General features: G+C 60.9%; 13 protein-coding genes. 8 read left to right on the plus strand and 5 right to left on the minus strand.

Annotation, left to right across the window (positions count from 1 at the left end):
• Nucleotides 1-277 precede the first annotated feature (277 nt).
• The 4 genes from R0J92_RS17340 to R0J92_RS17355 all read right to left on the minus strand — a co-directional run bounded on the left by R0J92_RS17340 (nucleotide 278) and on the right by R0J92_RS17355 (nucleotide 5,959).
• The gene (locus tag R0J92_RS17340) at nucleotides 278-2,926 is read right to left on the minus strand and encodes a methyl-accepting chemotaxis protein (protein WP_411052532.1); all 2,649 of its coding nucleotides are present in this window, start codon (nucleotides 2,924-2,926) and stop codon (nucleotides 278-280) included.
• Between the two features lie 98 nt (nucleotides 2,927-3,024).
• Nucleotides 3,025-4,182 (minus strand): ABC transporter substrate-binding protein, encoded by a 1,158-nt coding sequence (locus tag R0J92_RS17345; RefSeq protein ID WP_106165055.1) that lies wholly within the window; start codon nucleotides 4,180-4,182, stop codon nucleotides 3,025-3,027.
• Between the two features lie 598 nt (nucleotides 4,183-4,780).
• Entirely contained in the window at nucleotides 4,781-5,110 is a 330-nt protein-coding gene (locus tag R0J92_RS17350) for an L-rhamnose mutarotase (RefSeq protein ID WP_411052533.1), read from the minus strand.
• Nucleotides 5,111-5,119: 9 nt separating this feature from the next.
• The gene (locus R0J92_RS17355) at nucleotides 5,120-5,959 is read right to left on the minus strand and encodes an amidohydrolase family protein (protein WP_411052534.1); all 840 of its coding nucleotides are present in this window, start codon (nucleotides 5,957-5,959) and stop codon (nucleotides 5,120-5,122) included.
• Between the two features lie 46 nt (nucleotides 5,960-6,005).
• Here R0J92_RS17355 and R0J92_RS17360 point away from each other — a divergent pair, with 46 nt between their 5' ends.
• Nucleotides 6,006-7,103 carry a mannitol dehydrogenase family protein gene (locus R0J92_RS17360; RefSeq protein WP_411052535.1) on the plus strand — a complete coding sequence of 366 codons (1,098 nt, stop codon included), beginning with the start codon at nucleotides 6,006-6,008 and terminating at the stop codon, nucleotides 7,101-7,103.
• The gene (locus tag R0J92_RS17365) at nucleotides 7,100-8,068 is read left to right on the plus strand and encodes an aldo/keto reductase (protein WP_411052536.1); all 969 of its coding nucleotides are present in this window, start codon (nucleotides 7,100-7,102) and stop codon (nucleotides 8,066-8,068) included. The genes R0J92_RS17360 and R0J92_RS17365 overlap by 4 nt, the downstream gene beginning before the upstream one ends.
• 6 nt (nucleotides 8,069-8,074) lie before the next feature.
• Here the strand turns inward: R0J92_RS17365 and R0J92_RS17370 are convergent, their stop codons facing one another.
• Nucleotides 8,075-8,977, minus strand: a complete 903-nt coding sequence (locus R0J92_RS17370; protein WP_106165060.1) for a GntR family transcriptional regulator — start codon at nucleotides 8,975-8,977, stop codon at nucleotides 8,075-8,077.
• Between the two features lie 136 nt (nucleotides 8,978-9,113).
• On the opposite strand from R0J92_RS17370, the gene R0J92_RS17375 reads away from it, so the two are divergent.
• From R0J92_RS17375 to R0J92_RS17400, 6 genes are all read left to right on the plus strand, one after another.
• A complete protein-coding gene (locus tag R0J92_RS17375) occupies nucleotides 9,114-10,148 on the plus strand; it encodes an ABC transporter permease (protein WP_411052537.1) in 1,035 nt (344 codons plus the stop codon).
• 95 nt (nucleotides 10,149-10,243) lie between these two features.
• Entirely contained in the window at nucleotides 10,244-11,182 is a 939-nt protein-coding gene (locus R0J92_RS17380) for an ABC transporter substrate-binding protein (protein ID WP_411052538.1), read from the plus strand.
• A gap of 74 nt (nucleotides 11,183-11,256) precedes the next feature.
• Nucleotides 11,257-12,033 (plus strand): ATP-binding cassette domain-containing protein, encoded by a 777-nt coding sequence (locus tag R0J92_RS17385; protein WP_317385574.1) that lies wholly within the window; start codon nucleotides 11,257-11,259, stop codon nucleotides 12,031-12,033.
• Complete coding sequence (locus tag R0J92_RS17390) at nucleotides 12,030-13,040, plus strand: zinc-binding alcohol dehydrogenase family protein (protein WP_411052539.1); 1,011 nt, start codon at nucleotides 12,030-12,032, stop codon at nucleotides 13,038-13,040. Before R0J92_RS17385 ends, R0J92_RS17390 begins: the two co-directional genes overlap by 4 nt.
• Nucleotides 13,041-13,051: 11 nt before the next feature.
• Nucleotides 13,052-14,569 (plus strand): UxaA family hydrolase, encoded by a 1,518-nt coding sequence (locus R0J92_RS17395; protein WP_411052540.1) that lies wholly within the window; start codon nucleotides 13,052-13,054, stop codon nucleotides 14,567-14,569.
• 24 nt (nucleotides 14,570-14,593) lie between these two features.
• Nucleotides 14,594-15,319, plus strand: coding sequence for an SDR family oxidoreductase (locus tag R0J92_RS17400; protein WP_411052541.1), 726 nt, complete (start codon nucleotides 14,594-14,596; stop codon nucleotides 15,317-15,319).
• Nucleotides 15,320-15,335: the final 16 nt, after the last annotated feature.

The raw sequence follows: 15,335 nt of genomic DNA on the forward strand, positions 1-15,335 counted from the left end.
ACCAACTGCTCATGCTCCATTGCTACCCCCACTGGATTTAAACAGTGAATCCCTCATGCCATTTGTGCAACAAAGCCCCTTGACGCGTTGCTGCTCTGAAATTGGACCCAGACAGTTCGCGCGGTTCAGTAAGATCGGGAAAAGCGATGATTTCAAGGGGGGATGGAAGCCCTTAAGGCACAGCATTGCGCCCTGTAGTTTCGTGCGCCACCCTATAATCAAGCAGCACGGCTGAACAACTTCTCAATGCCCTTGTACCTTTTTTCTAGCCCGTCGCTCACGCGGCGTCCGACGTTGTGCAATCTTGCGACCAAGAGCCCCGAGCCACCTCCGATACGCCAGCGGTGATCGAGAAATACGACATCAGGTCCGACAGTTTCTCGGCATCCCGGCTGAGCAACTGGCCCGCGGCGCTGGTTTCCTCCACCATGGCCGCGTTTTGCTGTGTCACCTGATCGAGTTGCGAGACCGCGATATTGGCCTCGCCCAACCCGGTGGCCTGTTCGCTGGTGGAATCTGCGATGGCGCTCATCAGGTTGGAGATATGCGTCACCCGATCGGTGATGCTCTTCAGCGCTTCGCCCGTGCGGGCCACCAGATCAACACCGGTGTTCACCTGCTCGGTGCTCTTGGAAATCAGCGTCTTGATTTCGCGGGCCGCATCCGTCGTCTTCTGTGCCAGCCCGCGCACCTCGGAGGCGACAACCGCAAATCCGCGCCCGGCTTCACCCGCTCGCGCGGCTTCCACGCCCGCATTCAGGGCCAACAGATTGGTCTGAAACGCAATGTCGTCGATGACGGCGATGATCTGCTCGATCTGGGTCGAGCTTGCCTCGATGTCCTGCATCGCCTGTACCGCGTTCTCCACAACCTTGCCGCTTTGCGTAGCCTCATTTTTGGCCTCGACCGTCGTGGTCTCCGCATCGCGGGACCCTTCGGCCGCCGACCGGACGCTGGCCGTCAGCTCTTCGAGCGCCGCCGCGGTCTGTTCCAAGGTGGCTGCCTGGCTTTCGGTGCGCTGCGACAGGTCGTCTGAGGCCTGGCTCACTTCGGCTGAGCCGTTCCTGATCGACTCCGCCACTGCCACCACATCCTGAACCGTGGTGCTGAGCGTATGCGCAGTGCTGTTGAAGTCTTCCTTCAGTTGCGTGTAGCCCTCGGTCAGCTCTTCGTTGATGCGATAGGACAGGTTGCCTCGCGACAGCTCCGCCAGCCCGGTACCGATGGCGCCCACCGCAGCGGTCTGCTTCGCTTGGTTTTCCGCCCGTTCTTCTTCTGCAAGTCGGGACATGTCTTCCTTTTCGACCAGACCGTCGCGAAACACTGTCAGCGCCCTGGCGATCCGCGCGATCTCGTCGCTGGATCGGTCGAAGCCGCGAACCGGTTTCATGTCGCCCTGGGACAGGCGCTCTGTGGTGGCGATGATCGCGTTGAGCGGGCGCACGATCAGCATATGATTCAGGAACAACGCCATGAAAAGGAAAGCAATCGCCGCTAGGCCGAGCAATTCCAGGCTGCGCTTGACCAAAGTAGCATCCTTGGCGATGGCCACTGCCTGCTCTGTCATGCTGGTTTGGCTTGTTGCACCGCGCATGCTAGCTTCTCCTGCAATCAGAAGCACCGCATTCACGGTCGCATTGGCGGCCTGCTCGGAGGCAGCGTCCGCATTCAGCGATTGCACGCGGAAGGACACAAGCCCTTGGTCCGGATCCGCCAGTGCTACCAGCGCGTCGATGGTGGCTGCCAGTTGGCCGTCGGCAAAATCCCGATACCCCGACAATTGCTGCGCCGCCGCCTGCATGGCTGTTGCCGCTACATTTGCCTGATCAACATTCTGCGCGCTGACAACCTTCAAGGCGGCGCTTTGCAATCCGCTGAGCCAGGAACTGATTTCGAGGAGGGTGTTCATATAGGCAACTTCATTGTCCAGCAGGCCCTGGATTGCATCGCGGTTGCCAGTCGAGGCGTCATCGGCCGCGATGGTCAGCTCGAACACCATGTCGTCCACCGCAAGGGCGAGAACGGCATCAGCTGATTGCCGCACGGACAAGACGCTGCTGCGATCCACTTGCCCGCCTGCGAGCGCGGCCTCGATGGCGCCGGCGAGCGTGTCAGCATTCACCTGCATGTCCTGCGCAACTGTTGGGTCGATCTCTACCAGTGCCAGCGTATTGATCGCATCCGCCAGACGGTTGCGCGATGACAGCGCAAGATCCGACAGAATCGACCGTGTCGCGCTGTCTTCGGTACTCGCGAGCGCCAAGGCAACGCCGGACAAAAGGTTCACCTCGGAACGGACTTCCAGCAGGGTCTGCAATGCCGTGAACTTGTTCTCCACAAGATCCAGCATCGTTTCCTCGATCGAGGTGATCGTGTCCTCACCCTGCATGGCAATGTCGAAATAGGCCCCATCCGCGATCTCGGTCAGATCGACCTGCAGCGCCGCCACAAGTGCCTGTAGGTCCTGCGTCATGGCGGCCACGTCGGCATTGGTCTCAAACGATGTCCCGCGCGCCGCGATCAGGCTCTGGATTGTGTCGTCGACTGCGGCGCGTTCCGCCTCAAAATGCGCCGCGACGTCCTCTGGCAGGGTGGCGATAACGGTGTCGAGCGACTGCATCGACGTCTCAACCAGCCCTCTCGCATGCGTAAGCTCATCGACGTCATTCGACATCAGAACCGCCAGCATCGCATCCTTGGTTGAGGCCGACGCCATCACCAGTTCGTTGCTGCGGGTCAACTGCGGCAGATCCCGTCCTGTCATGTCACTCATGCCTGATGACACACGGTCAAACGACTGGTAGCTCACGAAGCCCGCCGTGCCGACGGTCACTGCAATCAGCAGGAGAAGAAACGTGATTTTGCCGCGAATGCTCGAAAGAATATTCAGACGGCGCAGTGTTTTGCGTGCGAGTGATCGAAACATGAGACTACCTGTTGGAGAGGATGTGCGCCTGCTCCTGCCCGTTAACCGGGCAGGAACCCTTCAGATCGGTGGGACAGCCGTCGGCACCTTGCTGTCGATCAGGATTCTTCGGCTGGCGTGATAGGCTCGAAGCCTCCGTCTGCAGTGATCCGGGTCATGAACACATCGTCCATCCCCTGATTGTCGTCGGAGCCAAACGTCATGGTCACACCACCAAGATCGACTGTGGTCAGCGTAGAAAGCGCTTGCAGATAGCTTTCGCGCGTCAGCTCCTTGCCCGCAGCTTCCAGCCCTTCGATGGCGAGACGCCCAACGATATAGCCTTCAAGCGACACGAACCCTGGCTTGGCAGAGGCATCCGCAGCTGCCAGCGCCTTTGTGTACTGGGCCACAATCGGCACCGACGCGTCCCATGGGAGCGGCACGACCTGGCTGATGATGACGCCTTCACCGGCATCCCCCAGCTCTTGTGCCAGGGCGTCAGAGCCGACAAATGAAATGTTGACGAAGGTTGCATCGATTTTCATCTTCCGGGACAGCTTGATGAACTCCGCAACCGGCTTGTAGGCGCCGACCATAACCACCGCATCTGGCTTGGCCTTGCGGATCGACAGCAGCGCCTTTTTCACCGCAGTCGTGTTGCGGGTATACGTGCCTTCCGCGGCAAGGGTCATGTTGCGCTTTTCCAGTGCGGCGTTGACACCGGCCAGGCCGACACGGCCGAACCCGTCATCCTGATAGAGGATGGCAATGGATTCCATGCCCTGCTGATCGACCAGATAGTCGATCCAGGCTTCGGTTTCCGCATGATAGGTGGCGCGCACGTTGAAGATGTTGCCGTGACTGGCATCGCGCAGGAACCCGGCGCCGGTGAACGGGCCGATGAAGGGCATGTTTGCGGCTGATGCGATCGGCTGCGTCGCTGAGGTGGTCGGTGTGCCGACCGGCCCGATCAGCCCGATGTGATTGTTTTCGTCCACCACGGTCTTGACCAGGGCAGCAGAGCGATCCGGTTCGTACCCGTCGTCCATTGCGTCGAGCTGCACGGTGCGACCATGCACACCACCCGCAGCATTGACTTCTTCGAATGCGGCGGTGATCCCCAGCCGCATGCCGGTGCCAAGTGCGGCTGCCGGTCCTTCGAATGCGGCGACCTGTGCAAATGTGACGCTGTCGTCGGTGATCCCCTGTTCGGCTGCCGCAAAATGCGGAAATGCCATCAATAGGGTCGCGAACAGTGGTTTGGTGAAATTCATGTTGGTTACTCCGAGGCACTGAGTGGACATTTACGGTAGTCTGACGACCACTCGGTTTAGAAAAAGATAACTTCGGAAAATCAAATATACTGCTTTGAATGCATTCACGAAACACAGCTGAATATTCAGCGTCTTATCCTAACCTGACACGCAATTCCCCATCGGTTCGTTATCGGAAATTTTGCGAAACTAGAGCTGATGCGACCTGGTCGAGGTGATTCGAACGCCTCGTTTTTATCTTGATCTGAAGTTAGCCTGGTCGGTTTAGGCATTTGGACAAGATGGCGTCATAGGCGCAGTCCGCGCGCATTTCCGACAGTGCATTCCAAAGACTCCTCGAAAAACTGGTTCCGCAGATGGCTCAGGCCGACCGCGTTTGTGCGCGACTGATGACGATGACAGGGGGAGGTGCAGTTGTCAGCCTGACGCTGCCGCGCAAACAGCCGAAAGCCACATCCGCCCATGAGCCGCTTCAATGCCCTCCGCACCGCCGAAATCGTTTGCGTCGCGTGACGTCAGTCGGGAAAGGGGAGCTCACGCCTCAGATGCCTGTTCTGCAATGACGCCGTTCGGGTGCCTGACCTCGTGCATTCATCACCTATGGCAGGTGAAAGACTTTCCGTGCGGAAGCCCACCACTCTCCTTCTGCCCGGCTCTGCAAAGGGGCCTGCATCGGGCCACACAGAGCCCACCACTCGCGCGTGACCGGATCGGCTGCAATTGCTGCATTGTCTGCTTGAAAGTCGCTACCGGTGTACTCCCAGTAGCTGAACATCAACATTTCCGGTTCGCGCAGGAAGATCGAGTAATTCGTTATTTTGGAGGCACGCAGCCGCTCAAGTACGTCGGGCCAGACATCCGCATGCAGGCGAATATATTCCGCCTGATGTTCAGGTTTGAGGCCAATGATATGTGCCATACGCTGCATATGGGACTCCTAGGTGAGCGTGTAGATACGGGTGGCGGTGTCGGCAAAAAGGCAGCGGCGCGCGTCCTGCGAGAGATCGGCGGCCAGGTGCTGCGCGACTGTCAGCCAGTCGGGGTAGCGTCCTTCCAATTCCAGAACCGGCCAGTCGCTACCCCACATCAGTCGCTGTGGCCCGAAATGTTGCAGAACATGGTCGAACACCGGACGGAGTGCCTGGGCAGACCAACCGGGGCCGAATTCATTGGCCAGACCGGACAGCTTGCATGAAACCTGTGGATGCGCGGCGAGTGCCGCGATCCCTGCGCGCCAGTCAGAGCCGGGATCGCAGTCCTCAAAGGTAGGTTTGGCGCAATGGTCGAGGATGAGCGGCAGTTGCGGCAGGCGGTGCGCGAGCGTGTCGATCACGTCAAAATGGCGCGGAGTGATCAATACATCCATGCGCAATCCGGCAGCGGCGACCGCCTTCAGCCCCGCCAGCACATCGGCGCGCAAGACCCAGTCGGTCTCAGCAATATCCTGCAACATCGGGCGGATACCCTTGAGCAATGGATGCGACAGGCGTGCAAGCTGGGCCGGGACATCACCTGTGAGGTCAACCCAGCCTACGACACCTCGGACCAGCGGGGTTTGATCGGCAAGCGCGAGGAGAAATTCAGTCTCCGCCAGAGTTGGTGCTGCCTGAACCGCAATCGTCCCGCTGATGCCACTTGTGGCCGCTAAGGGGGCCAGATCCGGTGGTAGAATGTCCCGCCGAATTGCGGCGACGCTGTCGTCCATCCAGGAATAGTCGCCGCGGTCGATCCGCCAGAAGTGCTGATGTGCGTCGATAATCACGGTTTTTCCTTGCATGAAGAAATGTTCTAAATAATAACAAACCAAAATGGGAGGGGCGTCAATGTCAAATCCAACTGTTGTCCAGTTTGGAACCAGCCGCTTTTTGCAGGCGCATGCTGATCTGTTTCTGTCCGAAGCCATGCCCGACGCGCGCCCCGTCACCGTGGTGCAAAGCAGCGGCGATGCACAGAGGGCTGCACGGTTGCAGGCGCTGGCCGAGGGCTATGAGGTGCGTATCCGCGGGCTGTGGCAGGGACGGCCGGTGGAAGAGACCTGCCGGGTGACATCCATCGCCCGGGGCCTGATCTTTGGCCCAGATTTGGCGGAGGTGCAGCGCCTCGTGGCAGAAGAGGCGGACATGATCCTGTCCAATACTGGTGATGCGGGTTTTGGTCCCCAGGCGGCGGATGCGGGGCGGTGCCTCGATCCGGCGATGTCCTACCCGGCCAAGCTGGCGTATTTGTTGCGGGCGCGGTTCGAACAGGGCGGGCGCGCGGTGCAGGTGCTGCCGACGGAACTGCTGCGCGGCAATGGCACGGCCCTGCGCGATTTGGTGCTTGCTGCGGCCGAAGGCATGGACCGTGATTATCGCGATTGGTTGCGCGCCGAAGTGGTCTGGGTCAATTCGCTGGTGGATCGTATCGTGTCGGAGCCGCTCTACCCGGCGGGGGCGATCGCGGAGCCTTATGCGCTTTGGGCGATCGAGGCGCAGCCGGGACTGCGGCTTCCCTGCCAGCATCCGGCGGTGCAAGTGGTGCCGGACCTCGGTGTGATTGAGCGGCGCAAGCTTTTTGTGCTGAACCTTGGTCATAGTTGGATGGTGGCGGAGTGGCTGGCGCGCGGCAGGCGTGACGCGGAGCATGTGCGCGAGGTGATGGCGGACCTGGACTGGGTCGCGCGTTTACGGGCGGTTTTTGCAGAAGAGGTGTTTCCTGGCTTTGTCGCTGCGGGCGAGGGCGCGGGGCTGGAGGACTATATCGAGACCACGCTGGAGCGGTTTTCCAACCCTTTTCTGGATCATCGACTGGCGGATATTGCCCAAAACCATGCGCAAAAGCTGGAGCGCCGGATCGCGGCCTTCCTGGCCTGGGCAGAAGCGAATGGCGACGGGCGCGCGAAACCGCGGCTCAGGGCCGCATTGCAGGGAGAAATCGGATGAAAACGCGACACGTGGGCCGGACGGGTCTGGCCGTTAGTGAATTGTCTTTTGGCTGCGCCAGCATCGGAAACCTCTATCGCGAGGTGACCAAGGCGGATGCGGACGCGGTGCTTGCCTGCGCCTGGGCAGCGGGCATCCGGTATTTCGATACAGCACCGCATTACGGGCGCGGCCTGTCCGAGCAACGGCTGGGTCGCTTTCTGAAATCCTGTCCGGAGGCCACAATCTCGACCAAGGTGGGGCGGGTATTGTCCCCGGCGCGCGCGCCGATTGCGGAGGTGGACGGCTTTGTAAACCCGGCGCAGAATGACGTGCGCTATGATTACTCCGGCGATGGTATCGAAGAGAGCTTTGAACAGAGTTGCATGCGGTTGGGCCGCAGTCGGATCGATATCCTCTATGTGCATGATATCGGAGAATATACCCACGGGGCTGAGGGCAATATACCACACCGAGAGGCGTTTCTCGGCTCGGGGTATGAGCGGCTGGTACAGTTGAAGGAGCAGGGAAAAATTCGGGCCTTCGGGCTCGGGGTCAATGAGTGCGAGGTGTGTCTGGATGTGATGCGAAATGGCGGGCCTCTGGATGTGATCCTGCTCGCGGGGCGGCTCACGTTGCTGGACCGTGCGGCAGAGGCGGAGCTGGTTCCGGAATGTCGCGCCGCAGGCACCAGTCTGGTGCTGGGGGGCATCTTCAATTCCGGCATTCTGGCCACTGGGCCGGTGTCGGGAGCGACCTATGATTATGGCCCGGCCCCGGAGGCGGTCATGGATAGGGTGAGGGCGCTTGAGGCGAGGGCAGCAGATTTTGGTGTGCCGCTGGCGACGGCGGCGCTGCAGTTCGCGATCCGCCATCCGGCGGTGGCGTCGGTACTCCTTGGGACTGCCAAACCCGCCTCCCTACAGCGCAATCTGGAGGCATTGGCGGCCCCGGTTCCGGCCGGATTGGACGCGGCTTTCGCCTGAGGCGGTTCAGCCCAAATCGTGATGGCGCAGCGATGACAGGAGCGTTGTTTTTGATGTACGCAAGTGCCGCTGCGCTGCAAGGCGGGCAGCCTCGGCGTCGCGTGCCTCCAGGGCATCGATGATCGCAATATGTTCGTCAATCGCGGCGGCGTTTCGGTCCTTCTCCTCGGTTTTGTCCCACATGTAGTGGTAGTGGAAGATCAGCGATATGACCTTTTGGAACTCAGCAATGAAGCGGTTCCTAACCACCGAGTTGATGGCGAGGTGAAAGCGCTCGTCGAGTTTTGAGAATTCGTGGAAGTCGGTATCTATGGCGTTCTTGAGGGCCAGATGGTCTTGGCGCAGCTGAGCGAGGGCGGCCCAAACCGGATGGTCGACCGGTACTTCTGCCACTTGGGTTACGGCGTTCAGTTCCAGCACGGAGCGAAAATCTGACAGCTCGATTGCAAAATCCTTGGTGAAACCAAGAAGCATCCAGCCGCCTTGCGGACGGCGCGACACAAGGCCGAAGCGGCTGAGCCCGGCAAGAAATTCCTTCAGGTCATGCTGGGCAACGCCGAAGGTGCGGGACAGTTCCGCGACGGAGAGCGGCGTATTGGCAGGCACGTCAAAGCGCAGCACCCAGTCGAGGAACCGCTGTTCCAGATCGTTCTTGTCCGATGGCGTCTCCGGCACCGCGATCCTGTCCTCGGCCAGGGGTGCGCGCAGGAGGTGCTTGTCGCGCCCCTGCCAGGAGATCAGCCCCAGTTCCTCCATTCGCGCAAGACAGCGGCGGATGACTGTCCTGCTGACACCCGCGATCTCGGCCAGGCTCGTCTCCGATGGGATCGGTGCCTTGGGGGGCAGGGTCTCGCAATAGGCGAGGATGCGATTATAGGCTTCCCGGTATCTGGTGTCGCTGCGTGCCATCTGATTGCCCTTCCTCGGTGCCGCCAGAGCGGCGGTACTTGTATTTGTACGTTATTATAAAAAACAATTGACAAGAATCAACCGAGTCCTGTCTATGTATTAAATAATTAAATGCAAGACTGCGAAAGGGAGGCGTATGTCACAAGCTATCAAACCCGCGTCCAAGCGGGCCTCGACCCCGCTTGCGAGCGTGATGCCGGATGCGGCGAAGATTCACCGCCTCTCAGCTTTACTGACGCTTTTGATGTTGATCGCCGGCTTTTCTCTCGCGAGCCAAGCGTTCTTTTCCGTGAACAATGCGCTGACCATTTTGTTGCAGACGTCGGTGATCGGTCTTCTGGGCATTGGCATGACCCTGGTGATTATCACCGGGGGCATCGATCTGTCGGTGGGGTCGGTTCTGGCACTTTCTGGGGTCGGCACTGCCATGGCGGTGAAGGCCGGGGTGCCGGTGGGGCTGGCCATGGGCTTGGGCGTCGTGATCGGTGCCGCCTGTGGAGCGGTGAACGGTCTCGTCGTGACGCGGGCTAAAATCCCACCCTTCGTGGCGACCCTTGGGATGATGCTGATGGCGCGTGGGCTGGCACTCCAACTGACCGGAGCCGCTCCGATCTCGCAGCTGGGCGAAGCCTTTGGCCGACTGGGCAACGGAGCGCTGTTTCGCATGGTGGAGATGCAACCCAACGGTTTCCCCAAGGTCATTTTTCCCGGCATCCCTTATCCCGCGATCCTGCTGCTGGTGGTGGCGGTGGGGGCAACCTACCTGTTGCGTCGCCGCAGTATCGGTCGTCATATCTATGCGACCGGCTCCAACGAGGAAGCGGCGCGGCTCTCGGGGGTGCGGGTCAATCAGACCAAGCTTTATGCCTATGTGATGTCCGGTGCTCTGGCCGGTCTGGCGGGCAACGTGCTGATGTCGCGGCTCGTGACCGCGCAGCCGAGCGAGGGTGTGATGTATGAACTTGACGCCATCGCGGCGGCTGTCATCGGCGGCGCTTCGCTTTCGGGGGGCGTGGGCACCGTATCGGGCACGATGATCGGAGCCTTCATCATCGGCATCCTGCGCAACGGGCTCAATATGGCGGGGGTCTCCGCGTTTATCCAGCAAATCGTGATTGGTGCCGTGGTGATCGGCGCGGTCTGGATCGACCAGATGCGCAACCGGCGCTGAGGGTCAACACCGAGGTTCGACCCCAACCGGGAGGAGGGGTCTGACAGAACAAGAAGAAGAAAAGACAACCAATATCTCAATAGAGGAGGAATGAGATGCGGTCCTTTAAACTTGGAATGCTGGCGTCAGCGATGGCCCTGTCCGCGGGTCTTGCACAGGCCGGTGAAATCGCGGTGATCGTGAAGACCACCAGCTCCAACTTCTGGCAGAACGTGAACAAGGGCGCGGAGGCGGCGATTGCGGGCCAGTCCGAGCACACGTTCAGCTTTGACGGTCCGGCGACCGAAAGTGCTGTCGCCGATCAGGTGAACCTGGTGGAGAACGCCATCAATCGCGGGGTCGCGGGCATTGTGCTGGCACCCTCGGACCCGGAAGCCCTGGCCCCGGCGGTGAAACGTGCCTTTGAGAGCGCCATTCCAGTGGTCATCATCGACAGCGCCCTGACGGAGGGCGCCAAGGGCACCTACCAGTCGTTTCTGTCCACTGACAATTGCGCCGCAGGTGAAGAAGTGGCCAAGCGCATGATCGCCGAGACGGGCACCGAGGGCAAAGTGGCGGTGATGTCCTATGTCGCCGGGGTCGGGTCGGAAATCGGCCGGGTCGGCTGTTTCTCCGATTACCTCAAGGCCAATTCCAGCTTGGAGATCGTCGGCCCCTATTACTCGCAGAGCCAGATGGCGCTGGCGCTGAACCAGACCACCGACATTCTGGCCTCAAACCCGGATCTGGTCGGTATCTTCGGCGCAAATGAACCCACTGCCGTCGGTATGGGGCGGGCCATCCAACAGGCGGGCAAGGCCGGTCAGCTGGTCGCACTCGGCTTTGATGGCAACGAAGATTTGCAGCAGTTCGTGCGTGAGGGGCTGATGGAGGCAACCGCGGTGCAGGGCTCTTTCGCCATGGGTGACATGGGCGTGACGGCTGTGATGGACATCCTCTCTGGTGCAACGGTCGAGCCCTTCATCAACACCGGCGTGGTGCTCGTCGATCAGGAGAACATCGACTCCGACAAGGCCAAAAACGTCCTTTACTGAGCGCGTTTTTCCGGGGGGCACTGGCGTGCCCCCCGGTTCAAGACCTCCAGACTACTCCGGCAGAAAGGCAGAACATGTCGCAAACCCCCTTGGTAGAGATGATCGGTATCGAAAAGCACTTTGGCGGGGTGCGGGCAGTGGATCATGTCTCGCTTGATCTCCATCCCGGCGAGGTGGTCGGCGTGTTGGGCCACAATGGTGCCGGCAAATCCTGTTTGATGCGTATTCTGGCCGGTGCGATGATCCCCAGTGCGGGTGAGATCCGGATCAATGGCACGGCAGTCACCTTTGACGACCCCAACGATGCCCGTGCCGCGGGGATCGAGACGATTTACCAGACGTTGGCGCTGGCCGATCATCTGGATGCGCCCGCGAACCTGTTTCTGGGCCGTGAGCTGAAGACGCGGTTTGGCAATCTCGACGATGCGCGAATGCTGGAAGAAAGCCGCAAGGTCCTGGCGCGGCTCAATCCGAACTTCAAGAACCTCACTGATCCAGTTTCCTCGCTGTCGGGTGGTCAACGGCAGGTGATCGCGATTGCGCGGGCGATCTATTTCGACACCAAGGTGCTTATCATGGACGAGCCCACGGCGGCACTGGGGCCGTCGGAGACCGCGATGGTTGCGGATCTCATCCGGCAATTGCAGGCGGAGGGCATCGGCATCCTTTTGGTCAGCCACGACATGCATGACGTCTTTGACCTCTGTAACCGCGTGGTGGTGATGAACAAAGGCCGCCTGGTGGGGGCCCATGGCATCGACGAGGTGAGTAAAGACGATGTGCTAAGTCTGATCGTGAAGGGCGAATTGCCCGCTGACTGGTCCGCCCGCAATCTGGAGGCGGTGCAATGAAGGATCATGTTCAAAACGGGATGGCCTGCGGCGTTTGCGTGAAGCCCGGCACCTTTGAGCTAGAGACACGCCCACGTCCCGAAGTCGCCCCCGAGGGCCATCGGCTGGTTGATATCGCCGCGATCGGCATTTGCGGCACCGACTATCATATATTCGAGGGCAAGCACCCTTTTCTGAACTACCCGCGCGTGATCGGCCATGAGCTCTCGGGGCATTTGGTGGACGGGCCGGATGCGGGCCAATTGGTGGTGGTGAACCCCTATCTTTCCTGCGGGAAATGCCGGGCCTGCCGACGTGGTAAACCGAACTGCTGCAGCGACATCGCGGTTCTGGGGGTCCATACCGACGGCGGCATGTGTGCCCGGATTGCAGTGCCGGAGGGCAACCTCTACCCCGCCAAGGGGCTGACGCCGGTTGAGGCAGCAATGGTGGAGTTCCTCGCCATCGGGGCACATGCGGTGGCGCGCTCGGGCTGCGGGGCAGGGGATCGGGTGATGGTCACAGGCGCCGGGCCGATCGGGCTGGGCACTGCACTCTTTGCGCGTATTGCCGGAGCCGAAGTGCATCTGATGGACCTCAGCGCCAAGCGCCTGACGGCGGCAGCGGAGCTGTTCGATTTCACCGCTGTCCATCAGCCCGGCGACGACATCCTGAGCGGGGATCTGGCCGAAGGCTTTGACGTGGTTTTTGACGCGACCGGCAATGCGGGCGCGATTGAGGCGGGCTTTGCCCTGGTGGCCCATGGTGGCGTCACGGTTCTGGTCAGCGTGGTTAAGGAGAACATCACCTTTGCCGATTCCGAGTTCCACAAACGCGAGAGCCAGATCATCGGCAGTCGCAATGCGCTGCGCGGCGATTTCGACCGGGTGATCGAGGCAATCCGCAGCGGCGCAGTCCCGACCCAAGAGATCGCTTCCGCCGTGTTGCCGCTGTCGGAGCTTCCGTCGCAATTTGCCAACCTTGCTGGGGATCGCGACCATGTGATCAAGGTGTTGGTGACGCCGTGAAAGTCAGTGATATGACCAACCAACCCTTTGCGCTTTGTCTGCATAAGGCCGACAACGTGCTTGTTGCCCTGCGAGCGGTGCCGGCAGGGGCCACGCTGCCCGGCGGCCTCACCGCGCAAGAGCCGATCCCGGCGGGCCACAAGATCGCCCTGCGCGACGTCGCGGCAGGGGAGATGATCCTGAAGTATGGCCAGATCATCGGCACAACCACTGCTGCGATCCCCGCAGGGGCTCATGTGCATGTGCAAAACCTCGGCATGGGGGATCACAAGCAGGACTATGGCTTTGGGGAAGCGGCGCACCCCTTGCCTGTTCTGAAGCAAGAGGCCGTGTTCCAAGGCTATCATCGCCCTTCGGGACGGGTCGGGACACGGAACTATCTCGGCATACTGACCTCGGTCAATTGCGCAGGCTCGGTGGCGCGGTTCATCGCGGATGCGGCAGAGCGCTCAGACCTGCTGGCGGCGTTTCCCAATGTCGATGGCATCGTGCCGATCGTGCATGGGTCGGGCTGCGGCATGTCGGGCAAGGGCGAGGGCTACGACACCCTGTTCCGCACCCTCGCCGGTTATGGCCACAGCGCCAATTTCGGAGCGATCCTCATGGTCGGCCTTGGTTGCGAGGTGATGCAGATCCCCGACCTCATCGACCGCAAGGCGCTGAAGGACAGCGCCCGGTTCCGCTATATGACGATCCAGCACGAGGGTGGCACGCGGGCCACTGTGGACAAGGGTCTTGGGCTACTGCGCGAACTTGCAGCAGAGGCGAACAAGGCGACACGCACGCCTGCGTCCGCGCGCCACTTGGTTCTAGGGATGCAATGTGGTGGTTCGGATGGTTACTCGGGGATCACCGCGAACCCTGCGCTTGGGGTGGCCTCCGACCTGCTGGTGCGCCATGGGGGCACCTCGATCCTGTCGGAGACCTCCGAGATCTATGGTGCCGAGCATCTGCTGACCCGCCGTGCCGTGGACGAGGGGACGGGCCGCAAACTGATTGACCTCATCAATTGGTGGGAGGACTACACCGCCCGCAACTTTGGCGAGATGGACAACAATCCATCGCCGGGCAACAAGCGTGGCGGGCTGACCACGATCCTGGAAAAATCGCTTGGTGCCGTGGCCAAGGGCGGCAGCGCGCCACTCTCTGGGGTCTATAAATTCGCTGAACCCATTGATCAGGCAGGCTTTGTTTTCATGGACAGCCCCGGCTACGACCCCTGTTCCGTGACGGGGCAGACCGCATCTGGTGCTAATCTGATCGCCTTTACCACCGGGCGTGGCAGCGTGTCGGGCTACCAGCCGGTGCCTGCGATCAAGATTGCCTCAAACCCCGACCTCTGGCGGCGTATGCAGATGGATATGGATGTGAACTGCGGCGATATCCTCGATGGGGTCAGCCTGCAGGATAAGGGGCAGGAGATCTTCGATCTGATGCTGCGGGTTGCCTCGGGCGAAGAAACCAAGAGTGAAGCGCAGGGGTTTGGTGCAGTGGAATTCGTGCCCTGGCAAATCGGCGCGGTGATGTGAGTAGGGCGCGAAGGAGGAAGAACCATGACCATTGATCTGACCGGAAAGCGGGTGCTGATCACCGCGGCGGCGCAAGGCATCGGACGCGCCAGTGCCGAAGCTTTTGTGCGGGCGGGGGCCAGCGTGCTTGCGACCGATATAAATGCAGCGGGACTGCAGGGGCTTATGGACTGTGACACGGCGCGGCTGGATGTGCTGGATACAGCATCGGTTGCCGAGGTTTGCGCGGCGGCAGGACCGGTAGATATCTTGTTCAATTGTGCGGGTATCGTACACGGGGGGACCGTGCTGGAGTGCCGCGAGGATGAACTGGACTTCGCCTATGACCTGAACGTCAAGGCGATGGTGCGGATGGTGCGGGCAGTGCTGCCAGGCATGCTGGAACGCAAATCGGGTGCGATCCTCAACATGTCCTCGGTGGCGTCTTCGGTGAAAGGGGTGCCGAACCGCTTTGTCTATTCCACCACCAAGGCGGCGGTGCTGGGCCTGACTAAGGCGATTGCCGCCGACTACGTGGCTGACGGCATTCGCTGCAATGCGATCTGCCCGGGCACGGTACAATCGCCCTCGCTCGACGAGCGGCTGGCGGCGACGGGCGATTATGACGCGGCCCGTGCGGCTTTTGTCGCGCGCCAGCCGATGGGCCGCATCGCCGAAGCTGAAGAGGTCGCCGACCTCGCCGTCTATCTGGCCGGTGCGACCTATACCACTGGGCAGGCTTGCTGCGTCGATGGCGGCTGGACCCTTTGACCAAACACCCTGATGA

The organism is Tritonibacter sp. SIMBA_163 (genome assembly GCF_046535935.1).
In the GTDB taxonomy this organism is placed as follows: Bacteria; Pseudomonadota; Alphaproteobacteria; order Rhodobacterales; family Rhodobacteraceae; genus Epibacterium; species Epibacterium scottomollicae.

Coding starts and splice junctions, on each gene's coding strand:
- R0J92_RS17355 (WP_411052534.1), bottom strand. CDS start 5,959: ATGCAAGGAAAAACCGTGATTATCGACGCACATCAGCACTTCTGGCGG.
- R0J92_RS17380 (WP_411052538.1), top strand. CDS start 10,244: ATGCGGTCCTTTAAACTTGGAATGCTGGCGTCAGCGATGGCCCTGTCC.
- R0J92_RS17360 (WP_411052535.1), top strand. CDS start 6,006: ATGTCAAATCCAACTGTTGTCCAGTTTGGAACCAGCCGCTTTTTGCAG.
- R0J92_RS17370 (WP_106165060.1), bottom strand. CDS start 8,977: ATGGCACGCAGCGACACCAGATACCGGGAAGCCTATAATCGCATCCTC.
- R0J92_RS17395 (WP_411052540.1), top strand. CDS start 13,052: ATGACCAACCAACCCTTTGCGCTTTGTCTGCATAAGGCCGACAACGTG.
- R0J92_RS17365 (WP_411052536.1), top strand. CDS start 7,100: ATGAAAACGCGACACGTGGGCCGGACGGGTCTGGCCGTTAGTGAATTG.
- R0J92_RS17340 (WP_411052532.1), bottom strand. CDS start 2,926: ATGTTTCGATCACTCGCACGCAAAACACTGCGCCGTCTGAATATTCTT.
- R0J92_RS17385 (WP_317385574.1), top strand. CDS start 11,257: ATGTCGCAAACCCCCTTGGTAGAGATGATCGGTATCGAAAAGCACTTT.
- R0J92_RS17375 (WP_411052537.1), top strand. CDS start 9,114: ATGTCACAAGCTATCAAACCCGCGTCCAAGCGGGCCTCGACCCCGCTT.
- R0J92_RS17345 (WP_106165055.1), bottom strand. CDS start 4,182: ATGAATTTCACCAAACCACTGTTCGCGACCCTATTGATGGCATTTCCG.
- R0J92_RS17350 (WP_411052533.1), bottom strand. CDS start 5,110: ATGCAGCGTATGGCACATATCATTGGCCTCAAACCTGAACATCAGGCG.
- R0J92_RS17400 (WP_411052541.1), top strand. CDS start 14,594: ATGACCATTGATCTGACCGGAAAGCGGGTGCTGATCACCGCGGCGGCG.
- R0J92_RS17390 (WP_411052539.1), top strand. CDS start 12,030: ATGAAGGATCATGTTCAAAACGGGATGGCCTGCGGCGTTTGCGTGAAG.